At 42.6% G+C, this 14,459-nt stretch carries 9 protein-coding genes and 1 pseudogene; 5 read left to right on the forward strand and 5 right to left on the reverse strand.

Going from position 1 to position 14,459, the window contains the following annotated elements:
* Positions 1-77: 77 nt before the first annotated feature.
* A complete protein-coding gene (locus tag J7I80_RS10450; RefSeq protein ID WP_214738228.1) occupies positions 78-1,439 on the reverse strand; it encodes an MATE family efflux transporter in 1,362 nt (453 codons plus the stop codon).
* Between the two features lie 243 nt (positions 1,440-1,682).
* On the reverse strand, positions 1,683-3,443 hold the full coding sequence (locus J7I80_RS10455) for an alpha-glycosidase (RefSeq protein WP_214738230.1): 1,761 nt from the start codon (positions 3,441-3,443) through the stop codon (positions 1,683-1,685).
* 384 nt (positions 3,444-3,827) lie between these two features.
* On the opposite strand from J7I80_RS10455, the gene J7I80_RS10460 reads away from it, so the two are divergent.
* The 5 genes from J7I80_RS10460 to J7I80_RS10480 all read left to right on the forward strand — a co-directional run bounded on the left by J7I80_RS10460 (position 3,828) and on the right by J7I80_RS10480 (position 10,469).
* Complete coding sequence (locus tag J7I80_RS10460) at positions 3,828-5,105, forward strand: sugar ABC transporter substrate-binding protein (protein ID WP_214738232.1); 1,278 nt, start codon at positions 3,828-3,830, stop codon at positions 5,103-5,105.
* 461 nt (positions 5,106-5,566) lie between these two features.
* Entirely contained in the window at positions 5,567-6,850 is a 1,284-nt protein-coding gene (locus J7I80_RS10465; protein WP_214738234.1) for a carbohydrate ABC transporter permease, read from the forward strand.
* 1 nt (position 6,851) lies between these two features.
* Positions 6,852-7,694, forward strand: a complete 843-nt coding sequence (locus tag J7I80_RS10470; RefSeq protein ID WP_214738236.1) for a sugar ABC transporter permease — start codon at positions 6,852-6,854, stop codon at positions 7,692-7,694.
* Between the two features lie 72 nt (positions 7,695-7,766).
* Positions 7,767-9,308 (forward strand): alpha-amylase family glycosyl hydrolase, encoded by a 1,542-nt coding sequence (locus tag J7I80_RS10475; RefSeq protein WP_214738238.1) that lies wholly within the window; start codon positions 7,767-7,769, stop codon positions 9,306-9,308.
* 117 nt (positions 9,309-9,425) lie between these two features.
* Positions 9,426-10,469, forward strand: coding sequence for a LacI family DNA-binding transcriptional regulator (locus J7I80_RS10480; RefSeq protein ID WP_214738240.1), 1,044 nt, complete (start codon positions 9,426-9,428; stop codon positions 10,467-10,469).
* Between the two features lie 315 nt (positions 10,470-10,784).
* Here J7I80_RS10480 and J7I80_RS10485 read toward each other — a convergent pair.
* From J7I80_RS10485 to J7I80_RS10495, 3 genes and pseudogenes are all read right to left on the reverse strand, one after another.
* A pseudogene (locus tag J7I80_RS10485) lies at positions 10,785-11,650 on the reverse strand (SDR family oxidoreductase).
* A 255-nt stretch (positions 11,651-11,905) separates the two neighbouring features.
* Positions 11,906-13,558, reverse strand: a complete 1,653-nt coding sequence (locus J7I80_RS10490) for a CoA-disulfide reductase (RefSeq protein ID WP_214738242.1) — start codon at positions 13,556-13,558, stop codon at positions 11,906-11,908.
* Between the two features lie 295 nt (positions 13,559-13,853).
* A complete protein-coding gene (locus J7I80_RS10495; RefSeq protein ID WP_214738244.1) occupies positions 13,854-14,345 on the reverse strand; it encodes a YajQ family cyclic di-GMP-binding protein in 492 nt (163 codons plus the stop codon).
* Positions 14,346-14,459: the final 114 nt, after the last annotated feature.

The raw sequence follows: 14,459 nt of genomic DNA on the forward strand, positions 1-14,459 counted from the left end.
GGCTAATCGTACCCTTATGCAACAGTATCGCCATCTATAAGGGTACAATTAAAGGCTAGCAGCATAGTCTCCATAACTTATTCTGCCTGGACTGGCTGGACATCCGGCACGAATGATTTTTTGACCCATACTCTGGATCTCCAACGCCACAGCATGAGCAATCCGCGTAGCCACTCATCTGCAATGAAGGCGATCCAGATGCCGACAAGCCCCATTTCCAGATAGATCCCCAGGAAATAAGAGAGTGTTACGCTCACTCCCCACATCGACAGGATTCCCATATAAACAGGGAATTTCACGTCACCCGCAGCCCTTAGTGAACTGATGAGGACTAGATTAAAGGATCTGCCGGGTTCAAGGATGATTGTGAGCAAAATCAATGTGGTGCCGAGTTCGATGATGCTCATATTATCCGTGAAGATTCCAAGCAGGTTTTTTGAAAAGAAGGAAACAATCACCGCGGCAGCGATGGAAATGATAATCGCCAGCTTCAAACTTTTTAATGCGCGCTTATACGCATTCTCGATTTCTTTTGCGCCGACCATATGTCCAATCAAAATCTGTGTTCCCTGACTGATTGCGATACTGAAAAGGAAAATGAACATCATGACATTTTGAGTATAAACTTTTGCGGTCAATGCCTGTGTTCCAAGAGTCGCGATAAAATAGGTGATCACCATCTGGGATCCATTGTAGCTCAAGTGCTCACCGGCAGATGGGATTCCGATATTAAGCAGGTTTTTCAGATGCTTTTTTGGAAAACTGAATAGCATTGATAATGGCAATGAACCAGGTATGCGTTTTGTCATTACATAAATAGCGGCCAGCAATCCGATAATCCGGCTGACAGTGGTTGAAATCGCCACACCTTCTACCCCTAGGACAGGGAAGCCGAAAGGCCCGAAGATGAAGAAATAGTTGCCGATGACGTTCAGCACGTTCATGCCGATCGTGACATACATAATGTCACGGGTAAATCCATAGCTGCGGATAATGCTGCTGACTGTCATGATCAACGACTGAATGAATGAAAAGCCGCCGACAATTTTTAGATAGGAATTGGCTTCATCAAACAATTCAGGGGGAAGATCCATTAACCGGAGTAATTGCTCGCTAAAAATGAAAACGGCTGCGCTCAGAACCAGGCCGAATACCAGGTTTGCACCGATCGAAACTGCTGAAACTTCACGGGCATCATCATTCATTTTTGCGCCAAGGTTCTGCGCAACCAAAATAGCAGTCCCTGTTGCAATGAAGCCGAACATGACAATGACCATCGAAAGTATCTGGTTGGATACCCCGACAGCAGCCACGGAATTATCCGAATACTGGGAAAGCATGAGCGTATCCGCATTTCCCATCAGCATATATAGAAGAATTTCTATAAAAAGTGGCCATGTAATGGCAAAAAGTGATAGTTTAACTGTTTTATTTTTCATGTTTTACATCTCCAAGTTGTCACTCAATTCCTTAATTATACAGACTATGCGGAGAAATTGAAGTGAAAAAGATTCGTTTTCCGAAAAAACTTAATTCTGAAAAGTATATACTTAGCAAGGTGACTATATATAATTCGTCAGATTCTGGGAGAATTTCGGATCGGCAAATAGGTTCGTCCCCTCGAAAAGTAAGAAAATAAAAAAAGTAACCCCCTGTCCAGAAGGAAAGGGGGAAGGCTGTCTTTAAAATTTGAACAATGCGAATCCGTTTGCGTTAATCTTGGCTGTAAGATCATCGCTTTCAGCGGCATAATCTTCGCCAGTATAGATATTTGTGATTTTTTTCCCTTTTAAATTAAATGGCAGATGATAACTTGCTTCTTTATCGCTCATATTCACAACAACCAAGATCGTTGTTTCGCCGTTGGATTTCGTATAGGCGAAGCAGCTTTCATGGTAATCTGATGGAATGAAGTGAAGTTCACCTTCATTGGCCAGAAGCGGGTACTCTTTGCGAAGCTGGATCATTTTTTGAACGTGCCCAAACATATCATTGTTCTGATCTTCTTCATTCCACTTCATGCATTCGCGGCAGCCTGGATCCTGCGGGCCGCTCATGCCGATTTCATCACCGTAATAGATACACGGTGTTCCAATGTATGAAAGCAGTACGGTGAAAATCTGTTTAACTTTGTCTTCGTCACCGCCGCACTCGGTCAGGATTCTCGGTGTATCATGACTGCCAATCAAGTTGAAGGCAACTTCGTTTACGTTTTTCGGATACATATGATTGACGGTTGTCATGTTCTCAATGAATTCTTTTACTGAAATGGTTCCGCGCGCAAACAGGTTCAGGATATTAGTCGTGAACGGATAGTTCATGACGGCGTCGAACTGGTCGCCTCGCAGCCATGGCATGGAATCATGCCAGATTTCTCCGAGAATGTAGAGATCAGGCTTGATTGCTTTCACTTCAGAACGGAATTTCCTCCAGAAAGAGTGATCGACTTCATTGGCAACATCAAGCCTCCAGCCATCGATATCGAACTCGCGAACCCAATAGCGCCCCACTTCAAGCAGATACTCAATCACTTCAGGATTTTCGGTATTCAGCTTAGGCATCGATTTTTCAAAGGCAAAAGTGTCATAATTCGGTCTTGGCTCCATTACTAGCGGGAATTCATTAGTGTGGAACCAGTCTTTATAAGGAGATTCCTCACCTTTTTCCAGAACATCCTGGAACTGTGGGAAGTAGAACCCGCTGTGGTTGAAGACTGCATCGAGCATGATCTTGATGCCATGCTCATGGCATACCTGGACAAGCTTCTTCAATGTTTCTTTATCCCCGAATTGCGGATCGATTTCCATATAGTCAATCGTGTCATATTTATGATTGGAATAGGCTTTGAAAATAGGCGTAAAATATATACCGGTAATGCCAAGCTTGGCAAGATAATCGATATTGTTGATTACACCCTGGAGGTCGCCGCCAAAGAAGTTGTCCCTTTCAGGAGGAGCACTGCCCCACGGCAAAGCACCTTCTGGGTCATTAGATGGATTACCGTTGCCAAAACGTTCAGGAAAAATCTGATACCAGACTGTATCTTTAACCCATGATGGAGCACGGAACACATCAATATTATTAAGGTAAGGGAAGGCAAAATAGTAGCCGGTATCATCCAATGGAGGTTCATCGTAAAACCCTTTTTCAGTAAGACAAGCTGTTTCGCTGCCATCATTTAAAATAAATCCGTAACGCATTCTGCGAAAAGGAGGTTTAATAGCAACAAACCAATAATCGAATAATTGATCCGATCCGCTTTTAATCATAGGAACGGTATTTGTCATCCATTTACCATCCTGCCAGTCATATGGATCGCCATTCAGAAGGGAAACTTCTTTCATATCATCTTTTTTTGTGCGAATGCGAATATGTAATTCTTCATTAGTGCAAGCGTATGCATAATTATCTTTAGGACGGTGGTATATCGCTTCTTTTAACAAGTGGAAACCATTCCTTTCATATTAAATTCCTGATATTGCGAAGTTCCAGAAAATTATAGAGTGAACTAATTAAATGATTGTTTTGCTCTATTTGATGAAATTTTAACGGAAAGAGCAACAACATATCAAGATTAAAACAAGGGTAGAACACTCATTTTGAAATGTCAATCAATAAAAAGCTGATTCACAAAACTTTAATGATTTCAGCTGACTTTTAAAAAAATAAAAAAAATTAGTTGTCAAAAAGATTTAAGTCTTTATAATAAGAAGTAGGTTGTGCAATCGTTTTCATAGAATTGCAAACTAAATTACAAACGTTTGCACAGATTGGAAGACTATCTGCACAATGAAAAGTAATTACACATTTTTAGGAGGGGTATACACATGAAAAAGGCATTGTCAATTTTCATGATGCTGGTCTTAATGATTGGCGCACTTGCTGCTTGTGGACCTAAAGAAGAAGAAAACACAGGTTCAAAAGACAACGGTGAGAAAACAGAAGACGCTTCTAAACCAGAGAAGCTAGTAGTTTGGGAAGATAAAGATAAGTCTGGCTGGCTTGAGAAAGTAGCAGCAGACTTCGAAAAAGAACACGGAATCAAAATCGATTTCAAAGAAGTAGAAATGGCTACAAAAATGAAAGAACAATTACGTCTTGATGGTCCTGCGGGAACTGGCCCGGACATCATCACTCTTCCACATGACCAAATCGGTGAGCTTGCAGTTCAGGGACATATCGCTGAACTAAATGTAAGCGACGATGTGAAGAGCACTTTCTCTGAGTCATCAATCAACGCACAATCTTTCGACGGTAAATTATACGGACTTCCAAAGTCTGCTGAAACTCCAGTATTTATCTACAACAAAGCTCTTATGACTGAAGTTCCTGCTACAATGGAAGACCTTTACGAATTCGCAAAAGCTAACACTAAAGACGGCAAGTACGGTTTCCTTGCACTTTGGGATAACTTCTACTTTGCACACGCTCCAATCGGCGGCAACGGCGGATATGTATTCGGTGAAAAAGACGGCGCTCTTAACCCTCAAGATCTTGGCTTGAACAACGAAGGTGCTGTAAAAGGTACTGAGTACATTCAGAAATGGTATACTGAAGGACTATTCCCTAACGGAATCATCGGCGAAAACGGCGGTTCTGCTATGGACGGACTTTTCAATGAAGGTAAAGTAGCTTCTGTCATGAACGGACCATGGGCATTTGGCGGCATGAAAGATGCTGGCATCGAATATGGTGCAGCTCCATTCCCTAAATTTGCTGATGGAACACCAATGAAGACTTTCATGGGTGTTAAAGGCTGGCACGTTTCTTCTTACTCTAAAAATCAGGAATGGGCTACAAAGTTCCTTGAGTACATCACAAACGACGAAAATGCTAAGTACCGTTTCGAGCAAACTGCTGAAGTTCCAACTAACGTAGCTCTAGTTGACGACCCAGCAATCGCTGAAAATGAAGGTGCTAAAGCTGTTGCACTACAGACACAAGACGCAGTACCAATGCCGAACATCCCGGAAATGGGCGAAGTTTGGGGACCAATGGCAAGCGCATTGCAAACTGTTGTAACAGGCAAAGCGGAACCACAAGCAGCTCTTGATTCAGCTGTAAAACAAATCGAGCAAAACATCCAGCAAAACCACGCAAAATAATAGTATTAATAGATATTACAGTACCTCCCATGGGGGGTACTGTTATATTTTCCAGCAGTATATTCCATTTTCTGTGTTTTCGTAAAGGGTATGTGAAAAGTCACAAAGTTTACGGAAACTGATGTAAAAAAGTCTTTCATTGAGCAAACGGTTGCGCTAGAATAGAGTTAAGTTAATCAGGTGCTTCATGAGAGTGAAAACAGGAAAAATCGATCCAATAAATTGTTTTCTCGAGCAGATATCCATTACGGGAAATAATGTATTCGTTCTCATAAAGCATCTGATGCTTTTACAAGGTCTCTTCGCAATGATTGCAGCTTTCGCCATAGCTTTGCCCACTCACTATCAGGCCTCTGTAAAAAGAAGCTGTTTGACCTGGGAATGGTCCAAAGTAAGCATGAAAAGCGGGTTACACGATGAGGTGCCTTAAAAAAACATAGAAAGAGAAAGGGGAATATAGGATGAAAGAGAAGTCCTATCAAACCAACCACCGCAGAATAGCAACAGCCCTTTCGATTATTCCAGGGCTAGGACAGCTATACAACAAACAGTATTTAAAAGGAATCGCATTCTTAATTTTGACCGGTGCATTCTTCGGAGTTTTCGCAGATTTGCTCAACATGGGTTTATGGGGCCTGTTTACACTAGGAGAGCAGACGCCTCGTGACCACTCCATCTTCTTAATGGTTGAAGGGATTCTGGCACTGATAGTCCTGATCTTTGGAATCGGTTTCTATCTATTCAACTTAAATGATGCATATAAGACTGGCTTAAAAAGAGATATGGGTGAGCGTCTTAGCACTGTTAAGGAGCAATACAACAACCTGATTGATAATGGATTCCCATACTTGATCATGTCACCGGGATTCCTGCTTTTGATTTTTGTAGTTGTATTTCCAATTCTATTTGTAGTCTTGCTGGCATTCACCAACTATGATCTGTACCATTCACCACCTGCAAAATTGGTTGACTGGGTCGGACTGAAAAACTTCTTTGATTTGTTCCGATTAGAATCTTGGCGTCAGACATTCTTCTCAGTACTTTCATGGACAATCATCTGGACATTCGTCGCAACCACTTTCCAGGTTGCATTGGGAATGTTCCTTGCGATTCTCGTAAATCAGAAGGATGTAAAAGGAAAGGCAATCATCCGTACTGTGTTCATTCTTCCTTGGGCTGTACCTGCATTCGTATCAATCCTTGTATTTGCTGGTATGTTCAACGAATCATTCGGTGCTATCAACCGTGATATCCTTGGTTTCTTTGGTATCGATCCTATTCCATGGATGACAGAGGCAATGTATACTAAAGTCGCGTTGATCATGATTCAAACATGGCTTGGATTCCCGTTCATTTTCGCAATGGTAACAGGTGTCCTCCAATCCATTCCGGAAGAATTATACGAAGCAGCAACTGTGGACGGTGCGACAAACTTCCAGAAGTTTAAGAACATCACATTGCCGCTTGTGCTTTTCGCTACAGCGCCAATTCTGATTACGCAATACACGTTCAACTTCAATAACTTTAATATTATTTATCTCTTTAATGGCGGCGGACCTGCTATGCCAGGCGCTAATGCCGGCGGCACAGATATCCTGATTTCGTGGATTTACAGCCTCACGATGACATCTGCACAATATTCCAAAGCTGCTGCCATCACAATGCTCCTTTCATTAATCGTTATTGGAGTAGCTTTATGGCAATTCAAGAGAACGAAATCATTCCAAGAAGAGGATATGATGTAATATGAGTATCAAACGACAGAAATATCTCAGACTGACATTAACATATCTTGTGATTTTGGCTATGTTTGCGATCATTATCTACCCGCTCCTCTGGATTGTCGGTTCATCGTTCAATCCGGGGCAAAGCTTGTCCGGTTCAAGCATCATTCCGGAAAATGCTACGCTTGCTCACTATAAGGAGCTTTTCGATACTAGCCAAAGCGCGTACTTGTACTGGTACTGGAATTCGCTGAAGGTAAGTGTGCTGACAATGGTGTTTACTGTCATCCTTGTCAGCCTGACTGCGTATTCATTTTCACGCTATCGCTTCATCGGCCGTAAAAACAGCTTGATGACATTTCTGATCCTGCAGATGATTCCAAACTTTGCAGCCTTGATCGCGATTTTCATCCTTGCATTATTGACTGGGTTACTTGACACTCATCTAGGCTTGATCCTTGTATATGTTGGGGGCGCAATCCCGATGAATACTTGGTTAATGAAGGGATATCTTGATACGATTCCGAAAGAACTTGATGAATCAGCTAAAATGGACGGTGCCGGCCACTTGAGGATATTCTTCCAAATCGTCATGCCGCTTGCGACACCAATCATCGCGGTTGTAGCTTTGTTCGCGTTCATTGCTCCATTTGGTGATTTCATCCTTGCGAGAATCCTTTTAAGAACAGAAGAAAAATACACACTTGCTGTTGGTCTATATGATATGGTAGCCAAACAGTTCGGTGCAGAATTCACGACTTTCGCAGCTGGTGCAGTATTGATCGCGGTACCGATTGCCATCCTTTTCCTGTCATTCCAAAAATACTTTGTTTCTGGTTTGACGGCAGGAGGAACAAAAGGATAATCTATTAGGGCAGAAACATTTTAAGCAAAGGCCATATTTGGCCTTTGCTTAAATTATGAGGAGGACCCGGAGATGAAAAAAATGATCATCTTCATCTTGATTCCGTTTCTTCTTTTTAGCTCCCTCCCGGCAGGTGCCGCTGAAAAAGAAGGACGCAAATGGCAGGATGAAACAATTTACTTTTTAATGGTTGACCGTTTTAACAACGGTGACAATAGCAATGACTTCGAGGTTGATGCGAATGACCCAAAGGCTTATCATGGAGGCGATTTCCAGGGTGTCATCGACCAGCTGGATTATATTAAGGATATGGGATTTACCGCTATCTGGCTGACACCTGTGTTCGATAATGTCGATAAAGGCTACCATGGATACTGGATTAAGGACTTCTATAATACAGAAGAGCACTTTGGAAGCGTTGACAAATTCAAAGAGCTGGTAAAAGAGGCTCATGATCGTGACATTAAAATCATATTGGATTTTGTCGTCAACCATGTCGCTCCAGAACACGAGTGGGTAAATGATCCTGCTAAGAAAGACTGGTTCCATGAAAAGCAGGATATCCTTGATTGGAACGACCAGGAACAGCTGGAGAATAACTGGCTTTATGGTTTGCCGGATCTGGCCCAGGAAAATCCTGAGACAAAGGAATATTTACTGGATGCTGCTAAATGGTGGATTGAAGAAACGAATATCGACGGTTACAGACTTGATACTGTCCGTCACGTACCTGTTGAGTTCTGGGAAGAGTTTTCAAAAGAAGTGAAAAGTGTTAAAGAGGACTTTTATCTGATTGGCGAGGTTTGGTCTGAGGATCCAAATTATATTGCTGAATATGATAGAGCGGGAATCGATGGCTTTGTTGATTTCCCATTGAATGAGCAGCTGCGCACTGCATTCGAAAAACCTGATCAAACTTTGGACTGGCTTTTAACAACAGCGAAAAGAAATAAAGCGATATATGAAAACCCTGAATTAATGGGGAATTTTATCGATAACCATGATATGGTCAGGTTCACAAGGAAAGCGGTCCAGAACAGACAGCATCCAGGAACGAGATGGAAGATGGCACTGACGTATATGTATACTGCTCCAGGAATTCCAATTGTCTATTATGGAAGTGAAATCGCCCTTGACGGTGGGGAAGATCCGGATAACCGCAGGCAAATGAGCTTCAGGGCTGATAAAGAATTAATCGATTACATCACGAAAATTGGAGAGCTGCGCAATGACCTTCCTTCATTAAGAAGAGGCGATTTGGAAGTCCTTTATGAAAAGAAAGGCATGGCTGTTTTCAAAAGGACCTATGAGAATGAAACTGCCGTTATTGCGATTAATAATACTTCAAATACCCAGAATGTCACATTGACAGCGGATCAGTTAGAGGCTGACAAAGAGCTGAGAGGCTTACTTGCAAATGATCTTGTCAGAAGCAAGGATGGAGAATATAACCTGGCTTTGGATCGGGAAAAAGCAGAAATTTATGTTCTTGCGGAAAAAACCGGGTTGAATATTCCTTATTTACTGGCAATGGGTGCTGTATACGCTGCTTTCTTCGGTTTCATTTTCCTTCTATTTAAGAGGAGGAAGAGAAGCAAGGAGCAAGGAGAATAGTCCAAATCTTGCCTGCACTGTTGTTTAATGGAGGCTTGAAAAAATAAGCAAAAAACCTGGACAATTCATTTATAATAAAGATAAGGGAATTGCTCTGGCAAAAGGGAGGGGAACTTTATGGCTGTCACAATAAAAGATGTTGCGAAGGTTGCAAATGTCGCGCCTTCAACTGTCTCGCGTGTTATCGCCAATAGTCCAAGAATCAGCGAAAAAACGAAAGAAAGAGTCAGGGAGGTTATGGATCAGCTAGGGTATCACCCGAACTTCATCGCCAGAAGCCTGGCCAGCCAATCGACTCGGGCAATCGGTCTGGTCATGCCAAGTTCTACTGATGTCGTATTCCAGAATCCGTTTTTTCCAACTGTCCTGAGAGGATTAAGTGAAGGAGCTCATTCTAAGCAGTACGCCCTTCATATGACCACTGGTAAAACAGAGGATGAAATTTTCGATGGTGTTGTCGCAATGGTTCAGGGCGGAAGAGTAGATGGTGTGGTTCTTTTATATTCAAAGGTGGAAGATAGGGTCATTGCTTATCTGAAGGAAAGAAATTTTCCTTTTGTGGTAATTGGCAAGCCTTTTAAAGATGATGAAAATACCAGTTATGTTGATAATGATAACTTTAAAGCCGGAAAAGAAGTGACCGAGCATTTGATCCAGCTTGGCCACGACCGGATTGGTTTCATCGGAGGAAATCTAGATCTGGTCGTAACGGTTGAACGCCTGCTTGGCTATGAAAAAGCTTTGAGGAACTCAGGGATCCATCTGGAAGACAAGTACATCGTCAACGATGAATTCCTCCGCGAAAGCGGCCAGGATGCCGTGGAGGTATTGTTATCCTTAGAACATCCGCCTACCGCCATGGTCGTTGCGGATGACTTGATGGCACTTGGTGTGCTGAATAAGCTTGATGAAATGGGAATTGCGGTACCTCAGGATGTCTCAATTGTCAGTTTTAACAATGTCCTTATTGCCGAAATGGCAAGACCGCCTTTGACTTCTGTGGATATTAACATTTTCGATCTAGGATACCAAGCTGCGAAATGCCTGATCCAGATCATAGAGAATCCGAATGAGCCAATCAAACGGATTATCGTACCGTTCAATATAGTGACACGCTACTCTTGCGGTCATCCTAAGGATTACAAGGAAGTACTTGTATAATAAATGATCTGCACCTCCAGTTGCTGGGGGTGCAGTTTTTGCATTTCTTATGAAAATCATAAAATTATTTAGTTGTGGATGCCACATGTAGTATTCTTAATCCAGCTCCAGCGCCTATCCAGTTTTCATCCCTGACAGTGCATCCTCGGGTATCTTGCGAGAAGCGCTAGCTTTGAGCAGCTCGAGTCGCTTGTCTAACTGCGGCTCCTAACTCCTCGAGACGCTTCGGTCCTGCCAATGAAGTCAAAGAACGACTTCCCTGTCAGGACCTCCAGCGCTTGTCGGAGTTGGACAGTCGCCTACGCTTTTTGTTCTTTAACCATTAACGATGGTGCCGCCATTGACGTGAATGGTTTGTCCGCTAACATAAGTTGAGTCATCACTAGCCAGATAGACGTAGGCAGGTGCCAATTCATATGGCTGGCCGGCATGTCCCATTGGAGCGTTTGTGCCGAACTTCGCGACTTCCTCTGCAGTGAAGGTCGAAGGAATGAGAGGAGTCCAGATTGGGCCTGGAGCTACGCTATTGACACGAATGCCCTGTGACGCAAGGGACATGGCTAGAGAACGTGTAAATGAAACAATCGCCCTTTGGTTGAAGAATAGTCGATCAACTTCTCATTACCCTTGTATGCGGTAATAGAGGAGGTATTTATAATTGTGCTGCCTTTCTTCAAATGCGGCAGGACAGCCTTTGTCAGGTGGAAAATAGAAAATACATTCGTGCGGAACGTCTTCTCCAACTGGTCTGCCGAGATATCGAGCAGACTTTTTTGCGGATGCTGTTCTGCTGCGTTATTGACCAGGATATCAATTTTACCGAACTCATCAAGCGTTTTCTTCGTCACTTCCTCACAGAATGGTTCACTGCCAATATCACCAGCAAGCAGCAGGCATTTCCGGCCTTCAGCTTCAACGAGTTCCTTTGTCGTCTGCGCATCTTTGCTTTCCTCAAGATAGACAATCGCAACATCCGCGCCTTCTTTTGCATAATAGATAGCTACAGATTTGCCGATACCGCTGTCTCCTCCGGTAATCAAGGCTACTTTACCACTTAATTTCCCAGATCCTTTATAATTTTCATCAACAGATTTAGGTTCAGGATTCATTTCCGGCTCAGTTCCAGGCTGATGATCTTGGTGCTGAGGCGGAAAGCCCTGTTTTTTATTTTCATTAGGCATAAACTATTCACTCCTTTATTATGAGTCACCATTTATTAAATTCCTTTAAAATCCAGATTAAAAACATGGAAATTACTTCTTCTAATCGTAAGTGAATTGCCCGAAACAGTGAAAGGAGCAAAAAAGCTAGGACATGAGGCCAGCATTGTCCGAAAAGTTGGCAGGAAGCGAGAAACGGTAAAAGCAGAAGCTAGTTCTGCATTGAATGCAAAAAAAATAAGCGGCCCCCTATAAAAGGGAGCCGCTCCATATTAATTACTGAAGTTTATTTTTAAAGATTGAATAAGTCTTATAACCGCCTGTCAGGTTCTTGACCTTGAAGCCGTTTTGCTGAAGGATACGGGAAGCTAGGTAACCTCTCAATCCAACCTGGCAAGTGATCAGGATGGTTTCATCCTTTGGAAGCTCATCAAGACGATTACGCAAATCATCAAGCGGAATATTCTTTGAGCCTTCAATTTTGCCATCTGCATGCTCTTTCTCAGTACGCACGTCAATCATGAATGCGCCGTCCTGGAGCAATTTGTCAACTTCATAGTGCTGGACCGTTTCGATTGTACCATCCACAATGTTGGAAGCAACGTAACCAGCCATGTTCACTGGATCTTTTGCAGAAGAGAATGGTGGTGCGTAAGCAAGCTCAAGCTCTTGAAGGTCATAGACGCTCAAACCGCCTTTGATAGCCGTTGCGATAACATCAATACGCTTGTCAACACCATCTTTACCAACTGCCTGTGCACCAAAGATCTTGCCAGTCTCTCTGTCGAAAATAACTTTAAGAGAGATTTGCTCTGCGCCAGGATAGTAACCAGCGTGTGATAGCGGATGGATATGGACTACCTCATATGGAATGCCCAGTCTGCGCAATAGCTTTTCGCTGTTGCCAGTCGTAGCAGCAGTCAACTCGAAAACTTTAACGATAGAAGTGCCCAGTGTACCTGGATATGCGATTTTACGCCCATTGATATGATGTCCGACAATATGCGCCTGGCGGTTTGCTGGCCATGCGAGTGGAATCATTGTTGGCTGGCCATTGATATAGTCAGTAACCTCGATCGCATCTCCCATTGCATAGATTGATTCGTCAGATGTCTGCAGGTATTCATTTACTTTAATACCGCCCCGTTCTCCAAGCTCAAGGTCAGAGTCAGCTGCAAGCTTGTTTTCCGGGCGAACACCGATTGACAGGATGATTAGTTCAGAATCAAGAACCTTGCCGCTTTCAAGAACTACTTTCGTGCCGTTCTCTTGAACATCGGTGATTCCGTCTCCAAGAATCAGCTCAACGCCATTTTTTCTCAACTCATCTTCAACGATTGCTGCCATTTCTGGATCAACCGGCCCCATAACCTGTGGCAATTTCTCGACTAGAGTAACATTGACTCCAGCGTGTACCAGGTTTTCAGCCATTTCAAGACCGATAAAGCCACCGCCGATTACGACTGCGTTATTTGGTTTATTGTCTTCAAGGTATGCTTTGATTTTATCCATATCCGGAATATTTCTAAGCGTAAATACATTTGCGCTCTTCAAGCCTTCAATCGGAGGAACGATTGGTTTCGCTCCTGGTGATAAAACTAGAACATCATAGCTTTCAGTGTATTCTTCACCAGTTTGGACATGTTTTATAGAAACAGTTTTATCTTCACGGTTGATTGCAGTCACTTCAGAGAAATTGCGGATATCCAGGTTGTAACGTGCATTCATGCCTTCAACAGTTTGCAGAAGCAATTTTTTGCGGTCTTCAATAACGCCGCTGATATGATAAGGCAGTCCGCAGTTTGCGAAAGAAATGAACTCTCCTCTTTCAAAAAGAACTATTTCAGCCTGTTCATCAAGTCTTCTTAGTTTAGTTGCTGTAGTTGCTCCACCTGCTACGCCGCCAACGATTACGATTTTTTTACCCATTGTATTGTCATCCTTTCGGTTGAAAAATTTATGTGTTTTATACCCCTACTGGTATATTAACGTGAAAATAGGGGAAATCCAATAGTACTTTGTGAAGGATTTGTGAATGTTTTACCAAATTAAGTATCCCTGACCGACTAATGTCACATCCGAAACCAATACATTCATTTTAACGTGTAAATAGGGTAATACCATGGGCGGTTTGTGAACCATTCATGACTTTTCTATAAATTAAAAGCGGACAATGCAACCATCATCCGCTTTTTACTCAACATTATTTAGTTTTAGCACTTTATTAACGATAATTCACGAATTGAACATCTACAGTAAGATCTGCTTCTTTGACAGCAGCGATGATCTTTTGAAGGTCATCACGGTTTTTGCCTGTGACGCGGACTTGGTCATCCTGTACCTGGCTCTTGATTTTCAAGCCGCTGTTTTTGATGATTGTATTGATTTTCTTTGCGTTCTCTTTATCGATTCCCTGTACGAGCTTGGCTCTTTGTCGGACTGTTCCTCCTGAAGCACGCTCGACTTTCCCATAGTCTAGATTTTTTATCGGAATGCCTCGTTTAATCATCTTGCTGAATAGAACATCCTTCAACTGGTCAAGCTTGTATTCATCATCTGAGATAAGGACAAGTTCTTCTTTATCAAGTGAAATATCACTCTTGCTGCCCTTAAAATCGTAGCGATTCTGGATTTCTTTCATAGCGATGCTGATGGCATTGGTGACTTCAGACATTTCTACCTTGGATACAATATCAAATGAGCTCTCTTTAGACATGACTACCTCCGGAATAAGGAAAATTTGCTGCGCCGGGAGACAATGGCTGTCCAGGCGCTTTCGCTTTTGCTTACATTATAGTAAAATATAGCAGTTCAAACAACTTTACGTAAT

The sequence above is a fragment of the Bacillus sp. ISL-41 genome, assembly GCF_018613235.1.
Lineage (GTDB): Bacteria > Bacillota > Bacilli > Bacillales > Cytobacillaceae > Mesobacillus.